Annotated in this window: 10 protein-coding genes and 1 tRNA gene; 7 read left to right on the forward strand and 4 right to left on the reverse strand. The window is 39.0% G+C overall.

Annotated elements, in window-relative coordinates:
- The first annotated feature begins 112 nt into the window (after positions 1-112).
- Complete coding sequence (locus WN50_RS05480) at positions 113-1,099, forward strand: GGDEF domain-containing response regulator (protein WP_049558321.1); 987 nt, start codon at positions 113-115, stop codon at positions 1,097-1,099.
- Positions 1,100-1,137: 38 nt separating this feature from the next.
- Here WN50_RS05480 and WN50_RS05485 read toward each other — a convergent pair whose 3' ends face one another.
- Positions 1,138-4,704, reverse strand: coding sequence for a WD40 domain-containing protein (locus tag WN50_RS05485; protein WP_046277275.1), 3,567 nt, complete (start codon positions 4,702-4,704; stop codon positions 1,138-1,140).
- Positions 4,705-5,098: 394 nt separating this feature from the next.
- Here WN50_RS05485 and WN50_RS05490 point away from each other — a divergent pair, with 394 nt between their 5' ends.
- From WN50_RS05490 to WN50_RS05515, 5 genes are all read left to right on the forward strand, one after another.
- Positions 5,099-5,578 carry a hypothetical protein gene (locus WN50_RS05490; RefSeq protein WP_049558325.1) on the forward strand — a complete coding sequence of 160 codons (480 nt, stop codon included), beginning with the start codon at positions 5,099-5,101 and terminating at the stop codon, positions 5,576-5,578.
- 303 nt (positions 5,579-5,881) lie between these two features.
- Positions 5,882-6,271, forward strand: coding sequence for a hypothetical protein (locus tag WN50_RS05500; protein ID WP_046277272.1), 390 nt, complete (start codon positions 5,882-5,884; stop codon positions 6,269-6,271).
- A gap of 177 nt (positions 6,272-6,448) precedes the next feature.
- Positions 6,449-8,752 carry a TRAFAC clade GTPase domain-containing protein gene (locus WN50_RS05505; RefSeq protein WP_046277271.1) on the forward strand — a complete coding sequence of 768 codons (2,304 nt, stop codon included), beginning with the start codon at positions 6,449-6,451 and terminating at the stop codon, positions 8,750-8,752.
- A gap of 134 nt (positions 8,753-8,886) precedes the next feature.
- Complete coding sequence (locus WN50_RS05510; RefSeq protein WP_046277270.1) at positions 8,887-9,402, forward strand: hypothetical protein; 516 nt, start codon at positions 8,887-8,889, stop codon at positions 9,400-9,402.
- A 356-nt stretch (positions 9,403-9,758) separates the two neighbouring features.
- Positions 9,759-10,088 carry a hypothetical protein gene (locus tag WN50_RS05515; protein WP_049558328.1) on the forward strand — a complete coding sequence of 110 codons (330 nt, stop codon included), beginning with the start codon at positions 9,759-9,761 and terminating at the stop codon, positions 10,086-10,088.
- Here WN50_RS05515 and WN50_RS05520 read toward each other — a convergent pair.
- Complete coding sequence (locus WN50_RS05520; protein ID WP_046277269.1) at positions 10,013-10,600, reverse strand: Uma2 family endonuclease; 588 nt, start codon at positions 10,598-10,600, stop codon at positions 10,013-10,015. The genes WN50_RS05515 and WN50_RS05520 overlap by 76 nt on opposite strands.
- 112 nt (positions 10,601-10,712) lie before the next feature.
- Positions 10,713-10,904, reverse strand: a complete 192-nt coding sequence (locus WN50_RS37365; RefSeq protein ID WP_425354781.1) for an element excision factor XisI family protein — start codon at positions 10,902-10,904, stop codon at positions 10,713-10,715.
- On the opposite strand from WN50_RS37365, the gene WN50_RS05525 reads away from it, so the two are divergent.
- Entirely contained in the window at positions 10,869-11,357 is a 489-nt protein-coding gene (locus tag WN50_RS05525; RefSeq protein WP_235440844.1) for a diguanylate cyclase, read from the forward strand. The genes WN50_RS37365 and WN50_RS05525 overlap by 36 nt on opposite strands.
- A gap of 283 nt (positions 11,358-11,640) precedes the next feature.
- Here WN50_RS05525 and WN50_RS05530 read toward each other — a convergent pair.
- Positions 11,641-11,713: transfer RNA gene (locus tag WN50_RS05530), tRNA-Ala, on the reverse strand.
- Between the last annotated feature and the right edge of the window lie 285 nt (positions 11,714-11,998).

Consider the following 11,998-nt stretch of genomic DNA (forward strand, 5'->3'; position numbering starts at 1 on the left):
ATACTGGATGTGATATAATATCATTAAATTTAGGTTTTTATTCTGTCTATGTAAAAAAAATAAGAATAAATTTTAATGAATTTTAAACATTTATTTTTTTCAGGTTTAAACCATGTTCTATGTCAACAGTGAAACTCATCCCCATTCAATTTTTGTCGTTGATGATGACTTATCCCAGCGAAAAATAATCGCTGCGGAGATGGAACGTCAGGGATATCGTGTCCTTCAACTCGGTGATGGACGACAGTGCTTTGAGCAGTGTTCTATCCTCAAACCGGATATGATTTTACTGGATGCTATTTTACCGGAGACTGATGGTTTTAGCTGTTGTAATCAACTCAAAAACGCCTTGGGTGAACAGTGTCCACCCGTTTTAATTATTACCACTCTCAACGATGAAAAATCAGTTGATCGCGCCTTTGAAGTCGGAGCAACTGATTACATTACAAAACCCATTCATTGGCCGATTATGCGTCAGCGAATTCGCAGAATTTTACAAACGCAATGGGCGATGAAAGAACTCAAAAAACAGGTAGAGCGATCGCAGCTTTTGACCGAACAATTAGAAATCGTCAATCAAAAATTAGAGCATTTAGCCGCAGTAGATAGCTTGACTAAAATTGCTAATCGTCGTCGATTTGATCAAGGTTTACATTCGGAGTGGAAAAGATTAGCGAGGGAAAGACTTCCCCTCTCATTGATTTTGTGTGATGTTGATTTTTTTAAAGCCTATAATGATACCTATGGTCATCGAGCTGGAGATTTTTGTTTACAGCAAATCGCTCAAATCCTGCGTGAAAATGTTAAACGTCCGGCTGATTTAGTCGCACGTTATGGCGGTGAAGAATTTGCAGTTATTTTACCAAATACTCATCTCAAAGGTGCGGTAAAAGTAGCCGAAGATATCAGGAATTCTCTGCACAATATTGAGATAGAACATTCCAATTCACCTGTTAGCAATCAAGTCACTTTAAGCTTGGGAGTTGCCAGTCTGATTCCCAATCATTACTTATCAGAATATTTTTTAATTGGGGAAGCGGATCGAGCCTTGTATGAAGCTAAAAAATCAGGACGCGATCGCGTGGTTTTTAGAATTTAAAAAGAATAAATTGGATAAAATTGCTCAAGTCTATCTTCCTAAAACCCAGATTTATCGACTGCTCCTAACCCTTTTAAAGCTTCTTTTTGAGCCTCTATAAAACCTTGAACATTTCCGATCTTCATTTGATGATAAATGTTGGGAACAATCAAGCTTTTTAAGCACTTTCCCGTCTCAACTTCCCACTGTTTAATTTTACCATCAGAACTGGCGCTCATCATCTTATGGCGATAGCGATTAAACATCACCGATGTTACCGTACTATCATGTTCTGCGAGGGTGTGGAGACAATTTCCGGTTTTCCTCTCCCATAATTTCACCGTACAATCATCACCTCCACTCGCTAAAATTTGACTATCAGGACTAAAATCAACCGACCAAATCCACCCCTCATGTCCGAATAGGGTATGCAGACATTTTCCGGTTTTTAAATCCCAGACTTTGACCGTTTTATCCTCACTCCCACTCGCCAAAAGCGAACCCTCAAAATTAAAAGCTATCGATCTAATATTATTTTTTTCAGGGAAAGTGTGCAAACATTCTTGTGTTTTGACATCCCAAACTTTAATCGTTTTGTCATCGCTTGCACTGGCTAAAATAGCAGCCTGGGGATGAAAAGCCAGCCTCCAAACCCAACCTTGATGTCCGGTTAAAACCGTCAGTTCATCAGTTTGTAAGTTCCAAACTTTCACCGTTGTATCTTGACCGCCACTCGCCAAATAAAAACCATCCGAACTAAAGGCTATTGTCCAGATTCCACCTTGATAATATTCCGTCGAATAATTTAAACATTTCCAACAGTTTCCGGTGTTCACATCCCACAACCGAATCGTTTCATCATCGCTGCTACTCGCCACCGTTTTTCCATCGGGACTAAACGCCACCGACCACACCCAAGCCTGATGTCCGGTTAAAGTTTTTAAACAGTCTCCGGTTTCACTATTCCACAGTCTCACTTGATGGTCTAAATGACTACTCGCCAACATCTGACCATCAGGACTCAATGCTAACGACCAAACCCAGTTTGTATATCCTCGAAAGGTTTGTAGACATTTTCCCGTTTGACGATTCCAAAGTTTAATAATTTGGTCATTATCTCCCGTTGCAACCGTTTGATTATCGGGACTAAAAGCCAAGGTTCTAATCCCAGTTTTATACTGTTTTAAACTCGCCAGACAGCTTCCCGTTTTCACCGACCAAAACTTCACAATAGAGTCAAAACATCCACTGGCTATGGTTTGACCATCGGGACTCCAAGCCAACACTTTAATTTCTTTTTTATGTCCTTGCAAAATTTGCTCACATTTCCCAGTTTCAATCTCCCAAATTCTGATAATTTTTTCATAGCCACAACTGGCAAGTTGCCGACCATCGGGACTAAAAGCCACGCACCAAATCGCATCATGGCTTCCGGTTATCGTTTGCAAACATTCGCCCGTTTTCACATCCCAAAGTTTAATCGTTTTATCATAACTTCCACTGGCTAAAATGGCTTGATTGGGGCTAAAAGCCACGCTTAAAACCCAGGCTTGATGTCCTTTGATCGTTTTCAACAATTGACCGTTATTTGCATCCCAAAGTTTGATCGTTTGATCGTTGCTACCACTGGCTATTATTTGACCATCGGGACTAAAAGTCGCCGTCCAAACCCATTCGTTATGTCCTTCTAAACTGTGCAGCAATTGACCCGTTTTTCCATCCCAAACTTTAACGGTATGATCTAAACTGCTACTAACTAATTTTTGACCATCTGAACTAAAGGCGAGGGAAGCCACCCACCATTTATGTTTTCCAAAAGTTGTTAATATTTCCCCCGTTTCAACGTTTAAAAATCGAATCATTCCCTCCGAGTCTCCCGCCGCTAAAATCTGACCATCGGGAGTAAAGGCTAAAGCGTGAATTCCGCCAAAACATTGAGTAAAAACGGTATTTTTGAAGTGACAGTTAGAAAAATCAACGTAATGCAGCTTAATTCCTTGTAAGTTAGCTTGCCAAATCGTTAAATTCGAGAAATCATAGCCGGTCAGGTTGATTTCCAAGGTACAAAGTAGATTGATTAAATTTCCGCCAATATAACCGGGAGTCAGGGGAGATTTTTCTTGAGTTTGACGAATTAATGATTTTAAATGAGTTTCTAAATGAGAGACGGTTTGAAATTGCCCTAACAAAGCTTCTATAATCGGGTGAATAATCGTTCTAATTTGGCTGGTTCTGATATAATCTTTGGTGGTAGCCAGCATTAACGCATAGCGATTAAATAGATTAAATTCACCGACGATTAATTCTTGGGTGACGGTTGCGATTAATTTTTCAGTCACATATTCCATCAACACAGGTTGCAGGGTAAAGCGGTTTTGATCGGCAGTTTTTTCCAGCAGCATTCTTCCCTGCAAACAGTCTAAATAATCCGATAAATGATGTTGATACAAGGGCGAGACTAAATGGGTTTTTAACTCCAGCAGTGAAACGGGTTCTCGGTGAATAGCTAACCAATATAAAATTTGATGTTCTTCCGGGATGGAGGACTGAAAATGCCAATCTAATAATTCTCGAATGTCTTGAAAAAACAAACTGTTATTTTTTAAAAATTCACCTATATTCCCGCCAAATACGTTTTGAATATGACAGGCGGTTAATTTTAAGGCTAATGGATTTCCTCGATATAAATTAATTAATTGTTCCCATTCGGTTTCTGTGGCGAAAAATTCTCCTTTTTGTTCAACCAGTTGCTTTGCGGGGTCAACGGTTAACCCTCCCAATTGGAAAAAACGCACGGGTTGATGTTGACCTGCGAATTTTTCTAAATGACGAATTTTGATGCGACTGGTTAGTAGGAAACAACTTTGATGGGAAACTTCGGCAATTTTTTCTAAGAGTTGATGATAGTTTTCGGAACCGGATTTATATTTTATCCCTTCAGTTCCGGCGGTGAGAATCGTCTCAACGTTATCTAAAATGAATAAGTAGCGATTTTGTTTTAAATAGGAGATTAATAAACAAATTTGTTGTTCAAGGCTATCGGGTAAATCGGTCTTTTCTTGATGAGAGAGAAATAAAATCCAGTCTTTGATCAGGTCTTGAATAGAGAGGGAATTTAAAAGCGATCGCCAAATAACACCTTGAAATTCTCCAGTAATTTCTTGGGCTAATTGTACAGTCAGGCTGGTTTTTCCTTTCCCCGGAAGTCCAACCACTGCGATCAGACGACAGCGATCGCGGATTATCCATTCTTTTAAAGTGTTTAAATCGGTTTCCCGTCCCAAAAAATCACCCACATCTGGAGAATCCGCCCAATCCTGATAAGAATCCGACTGTTGATTTGAGGAATTCGAGACAGGAGACGAAGTAGAAAACTGTCGCTCTACCACTTGTTTGAGATAGGGTTTTGTCACCTTTTCTCCGAATACATCACCGAGTTGCTTCCAGAGGAGAGAAGCTTCTTTTTTAATACTATTTTCTTCTCGTTTAGTCCGATTCGCAATAATTCTATATTTCTGATCCTTCAAAACTCCCTGAAGAATCTCAACTTGAACAGATTTTAAGTATTTTCCTGTTTGACGATAAACACGTTCCTGAATTTGTTTAATAGTTTGTTCGATTTCCATTGCACCCAAGGGAATTCACTTATTATTTTTTGACCGATTTTATCCTTTTTTTAGAGGATGAAAACCAAGACTATTCACTTTTTTCTACTTTATTGTACACCCAGTTTCACTTTTTGGGTACTTTTTTTCTCCTGACCTGATGTTAAGCTTCACATATCAGCAATTTTACTTGTTTAAAGGGCTTGGTTTCAAGGGTTAGATATCTCGAAGTTGATCAAAAGCCTGAGAGTGACTTGTCCCTTTACCTCTATCATCTGTAACTTTTCACATCTCCGCAGAGACGGGTTCTACACATCTAACCATTAAGTTGAATAAACCCGTTCCCGAAATTCGATAGCTTCACTGTCACTACCGAGAAACCCAATTTGTCCCGATAAATTACTTGAATCCGATTATGAATATGAACGCCAGTGCCGCCGCCTTTGGTTTAGCCGCTCTTCTCGCCGCCAGTGGATTCGCTTATTTAGATGCCCGCAACCAACTAGCTCAAACCGAAACCCGTCTCACAGCAATTCAGACAGAACGGGACAATTTAACCCAACAAGTCGATAGTCTGCAACAACAGGTCAAAGATTTAGAGCAACAAGTCAGCAGCAGCAGGAACTCCGTCAGCGACTTGCAAGGTCAACTGGGTGACAGGGAAAGAGCAGTGGCTGCTTTCCAGGGACAAATCGATACCCTCAGCATCTGCCTCGAAGGTGTCGCACAGGGCATTAGTGAAATGTCCAACGGCGAGGAAACAAGCGCTCTTATCACTTTCTCCTCGATTTCCGCCACTTGCAAACAAGCAGAAAAAATCATCGAACAGCGCAACGTCGGTAGTTATGGAAGTGGCTCCGGACAACACCCGCCTCTCGCCATCCGCTCTTTCTAAAGCGATCGCATTTAACGAGGTGGGTTTAGTGAGATTTTGACTGAGAACTAAAAGCAGTTTACTTAATTGAGTCAGTCAAGCAAAGCACAACTGGCACCCGGACAACGGGGTTTTTTCTGCGATACTTCCACCGGAATCCCAACAACAGTTTATCAAAACTCTCAAGGGGGTCGGGAACCTTGGATTCAATGGGAATCTGAGGCCTTTTCAGGAGCAGGTTATGATCCCCTCATTAGCCCGCTGTGTAGTTAAGAGTCGATCATTTGTGAACGCTGCATTGCCTTAAAAATCAGGAGGAATATTATGTCCATTTTTTTAATCAATAGATTTTCCCTTGTTTCTGCTCTAATCTTGCTTACTTCTTCTCATTTAATTGCCAATTTGCCTGCACTTGCCCAATCAAGCATCAGTAATACTTCTGGGATTAGAGAAGCTTACCCAGAAAATTTACCCGGCTATATTATTGCTCAGTCACGGTATGCTTTTACTGTTACATACATATATTCTGGTACTAGAAATATTAAGCTAAAAAGCGTTGCCACAGGAAATGAGTTCGATGTCTACTATGCCAGTCCAATTGAGCCTGAAGTCGGAGATATAATTACAGTAATTATTGAAAATGATCGCTGGATTACGTTGATCAATGAGCGTACAGGAAAATCTTCGGCCGTTACAAGTGCGAGACGACTCTAGACATCAGAACAATTGCTCAATAGTTGAGTAATTGTTCTGATATCAAATTTTACCACTTCACAAGTATTACTTGTTTTAACTCAGTAAGTCATAATCACAATTCTGGAAACTGAGTTATCAGTAATTACTCATCGCGTAACCCTTCTCCCTACAAACAATTCAGGAGTAACATCAATTATGACATCCAATACTGTATTTGATTTTCTGAAAACAGCTGAAAGTGAGGATAACTATATTACTTGTCCTGCTTGTGGTTCTCCAATTGGCATCAGAACTCAAGGCTATGAAATGATTTTGACGGATAACTTCCGCTTAGAGTTAGATGGCAATATTGCGTCTCTGCGACTTTTCTTAGAACGACTAGAAACTAAATTAGAACAAAGAAATTTGTTATTAAAACCATCAACGGATGGCCGTTATCCATACAGACAGGAAAGAGATTTTTTCTCCGATGATAAAACTGTTGATACTGAAGAAGAAGAAAACAATGATGAAATTCAAAATCAACGAGAATTATCTCATCAAGGGAAATATAAAGGTATTGTAGGTAAAGATGTTGCCGAAGATTTTGTTCAGAAGAAATTAGACTTTTTTGAGCAAATTAAAAATGTTGATAAATTCCCACTCAAAACAGAAACAGACCTAGAAATCATGGATCGAGAATGCAAATCTTTGCTGCGTGGTATAGAACCCCGTTCTCTAATTGGTACTTTGATGGATTTAATTTTTGATCAAAGAAATGTATTTGAATGGATGAAAGAAATTGAAGGTGATCCAGAGAGAAAAAAACTCAAAGAACTACTCCATGAAGTTTGTCCTACGATTCAATGGTACTTACAGAAGTTGGAGGAACTGCATAGTAAAAAGAAAGATGATGAAGGATTACTAAAAGCTATTATTAGAGGGCAATTCGTTTTGGCAATAGTTCTGGGTCATAAAAGTACAAAATGTGATCTTTATGAACTCAACAAAATCTCTATTTCTCATAATGTGCCATTTACTTTACCCCGTCAGACTATTATATCGTACCGTAATTTACTAGATATTCTTCACTCTGAAGTGGTATTAGGTAATCCTAAACTGAGATTATCAGACACTTTCCAGAAAGTGTTAAAATCCAGTAAAGAAAAAGTTTCCAAGCAACAAAGCGCACAAAAAGTCTCAAATATTCCCCAGGCTGCTACTAAACAAAATAGTGAAGATAAACTTGAAGAGTTAGTTATAAAACTTGTTCAGCAATGGGGGAAAGAAATTTATAAGCTAGTCAATTTCTCCTGTACTGGGCCTTCAGGAGAGGAGAATAAACGCTGCGGTTGGTATCCGAAAGAAACGGAAACTCACTCAATTATCTTACTAGGAAGTCCGGGTACAGGAAAATCATGTGTTTTACTGACAGGATTAGTTTCTTTTTTCGATCATGTACAAGTTTTGGGAGCAACTGTCGCCCTTGACTTACCAGATGACCGAGAACGATTACAAAAGCTAGAGAAAGATTACCGTAATGGGCTGATTCCTCCACCCACAAAAACAGGTTCTAAAACCAGTATTAAACTATCTGTGCAGTTTCCAGAAATTGGTTCAACAAATTTCAATAAAACTCACTTTGTATTCACGGATATAGCTGGAGAAGATGTGGCGCGTAGTTTGACGGAAGAAGGTTCTCAACCTTGGGTGCTGAGAATCCTGAAAAATGCCAATACAATTATCTTTTTCTTTGACTTATCAATTGAACCTACAATTCGAGAAAAGTTGACTAAAAGTCGCGATGCAGAAATTTGGAAACCCGTTTCTGAAAATTATGAAGTCGTTAATCAATCACGCAAGAATAACGCTGCGGAGGTTAATCAGTTATATCTTTTGGAGCAAATCATCGGTGATTTAGAAAGCCAAAGAGGTAATTTATCAGGGATAAATTTTATCTGTGTGATTCCCAAATCAGACCTCTATGCTAAAAAGAATGGAGAACAAGACCGATTATTTTTCAACAGTTTATACGAAAAAATGATCAGTCTAGGTATTTTTGTCCCCTCAAACTTTGATAAACTGGATGATGAGTCTTTTGATGGATTCTGTTCACTGGGAGGAACCGGGTATAACTTCAAGAGTAAAGACAATAAAGAGACTTCTGCTAAAAAGAGTAAAGTTTTACAGCAAAAAGACATGGGAAGGATGATGTCTGATGAAGTGCGGAAGTGTTTATTAAATATGGGGAATGCGTTGGGGGAAGATGCTGTTCCTGCTTTCAAAGTATCCCTAAACCAGTTAGCTGAAGTTCGGTTAATGCAAAGGCTAGAAGCCACTTTAGGGAAAGATTCTGTTTACTATTTAGCTGTTTCGGCTCTAGGTAAAAATCCATCAAAGATACAACAGGAAGGAAAATCTCAGATAAATGGTGTTTTTAACCAAAAATTATCTGAATATGTCTTTATTTTACCGATTTCTCTAGCCGTTGCAGATGCAGTATCCAAGCAACAACCTTAGACTAATAGAGTAGGGTAGTCATTAACAGCTAACTGTAGACAATGATTAGCCTGCTCCTGATCAAAAACATTGAATTTTTCACAACTTGTATACCCGTTTTCGTAAAATAAACCGATTTAAGGAGATTTAAACTGATGCTTCATTCTGTAAAAGTTATTTCCTTGATTACTATAAATATTATAACTCTAGGAATATTACCTAGTTATGGCTTTAGCTTAACTGTATCTTCCAAGGTTTCAGCATCTTCTTTAATTCAATTTAGTAGTTCTAAAAATTCCTCTATTCCCTCTTTTTCACTTGCCGATAATAGATCGTCATCATTAGGTCAGCAAATTGATTCTAAAGCAGTAAACACTTTATTAGGCTCTAATGATGCATATTATATGTTTGGTGGAATCCCTTTATGGAAACACTTATCTGACGAACAAAAATACCAATTTGCCCAATCAATTTGTAATTCTCAAGGTTCTGCTAGCGATTTGGTGGTTGTGGTTATTGATAGTTTAGATGGGGTTAGATCTACCAATAATCACTTGCAAAGCGCAGCAATAATTCTGGCAAGTATGCACACTCTTTGTCCCGATAGATATCGTGAACAAATTAGAAGTGATTATGAACATTTAATAGACAGTTTAGGAGATGATTTTTGAAAAAATCGCCAAGTCATAAATCGGATTTTTCTGCACCCTGGCATCCCTACTGAAATTTTTGTGAAGAAACTCGGTTTCTTTTCCTAAGCGCGATCGCATCAATTAATCTTGACGAATTTACTTGTCTGGGGAATCCATCAATTCCCCCCACTTGTTTACAACACCTGTTTCAACGCCGCCAACAGCAACAGCACATTTTGCGATCGCGAAGTATAACCCATCAAACCGACCCGCCACACTTTCCCGGCGAGTTCGCCTATGTTATAATCTATCATCGCCCCCAAAACCGCAATCCAGGGGGCTTTTAACGAATTTATTTATATTGATTTATCAACCCAAAAAAATCATAAAAATTTATGCCATACAGTCAATTTAACACCATCACAAAAGTTAAAGAAGCCTTCAATTTAACCAGCGTTGAAGGAATTCGGTTTCTGCCTGACATAGAACCGATTCAGCCCAGTCCAGTCTTAAAATCATTGTTGGAAACCAACATACCTTGGGCAATTGCCACCAGCACCGAAAAAGCTCGCTCTGAAGCTATTATCAACTCCGTTCTGCTAGAAGTTAGGCGCATTTTTAATCAAGAAATTAGTGTATTTTTATTAGTTTACCAAATTCCCGTTAAATCTAATACAAATCCCGGTAAAACATTTTCTCCAGATAAAGTTTTGGGATTTTCTTGAATTTCTACTTCTCGATCCGGGCGATAAATTTCAACTTTTTTGTTTTTGGGGTCGATTAACCAACCCAATTTTGCCCCATTTTCCCGGTATTCTTGCATCTTGTCTTGCAGAGTTTTTAAGCGATCGCTGGCTGACCTTAATTCGACCACAAAATCAGGACATAACGGTAAAAATTTTTCTCGTTGTTCAGCAGTTAAACTGTCCCAGCGTTCCCTAGAAACCCAAGACGCATCGGGAGAACGGTTCGCACCATTTGGAAGTTTAAAACCCGTAGAAGAATCAAAAGCTTCTCCCAGATTAGTTTGACTGCTCCAAATTTCGAGTTGAGTCGCTATTTTAATACTGCGTCTTCCTGTGTTTCCCCCGGTTGGTGACATTATAACTAAAACTCCTGATGCCGTGCGTTCAAATTTAAAATCCCGATTTTTTTGGCACAGATCAAAAAATTGCTCGTCGCTCAAATCAATCATTAATTCCAGAGGATCGGGTAAGTTAATCGTCGTCGGATTCATCAGCAAGTTCCTCTATCAATATGGGTTTAATTTTAACCTATAATAGGTAGCATTTACGGAAGGATTTTTGTTAGATTTTAGCGGTCAATTCAAGACGGTTTCGCAACTCACCCTACCGTTTATTGTTGAGATCTGTGTACTTTATTATTTCCGAGAAACAGAATCCCAAAACAATACTATACTTGGGAATTCCAGCCTTGAAAAATTCGTAGGCAACCTCATCTTCAGTACCCTCTCGATTTTTACATCTAGTAGAGTGGAATATAGCTTGACTAAAATTGCTAATCGTCGTCGATTTGATCAAGGTTTACATTCGGAGTGGAAAAGATTAGCGAGGGAAAGACTTCCCCTCTCATTGATTTTGTGTGATGTTGATTTTTTTAAAGCCTATAATGATACCTATGGTCATCGAGCTGGAGATTTTTGTTTACAGCAAATCGCTCAAATCCTGCGTGAAAATGTTAAACGTCCGGCTGATTTAGTCGCACGTTATGGCGGTGAAGAATTTGCAGTTATTTTACCAAATACTCATCTCAAAGGTGCGGTAAAAGTAGCCGAAGATATCAGGAATTCTCTACACAATATTGAGATCGAACATTCCAATTCACCTGTAAGCAATCAAGTCACTTTAAGCTTGGGAGTTGCCAGTCTGATTCCCAATCATTACTTATCAGAAGATTTTTTAATTGGGGAAGCAGATCGAGCCTTGTATGAAGCTAAAAAATCAGGACGCGATCGCGTAGTATTTAGAATTTAAAAAGAATAAATTGGATAAAATTGCTCAAGTCCATCTTCCTAAAACCCAGATTTATCGACCGGTCCTAACCCTTTTAAAGCTTCTTTTTGAGCCTCTATAAAACCTTGAACATTTCCGATCTTCATTTGATGATAAATGTTGGGAACAATCAAGTAAATCAAAGCTAGACTTTCTCTCAGTTTCCCTGATCAGAATGTGTTCTGAGAGAATTTCTAGAGAACGATGGAAGCATCGGAGATGCCGTCTGGGGTGAAAGTGTTATGGTGGTTATCTCGTAGCGATATGGAGCTAAGCGGACTCGAACCGCTGACATCTTCAATGCCATTGAAGCACTCTACCAACTGAGCTATAGCCCCTTGCAGTATTTTTCATCATAGCTGAGTTAACAACAGTTTGTCAAGAACTTTGCTCGACTCACTCAGCTTTACCAAAAATTGCCGCACACGCCCCTATCTTCAGGTATGGGGATATAAGGCTCTTTCTAATGCTATAATAACTCTACTGGCAGGGTATTCAACCAGTTGAAAAACCCAGCATCTAATCGATGCAATGAACCTTGAAAACTTAAGGTACGGGGTTCTTGCTCTGAATGCTTTGGCCATATAAAACCTTAAAGCACCAAGTACAGAGAATCAAGCATT

It is taken from the genome of Limnoraphis robusta CS-951, assembly GCF_000972705.2.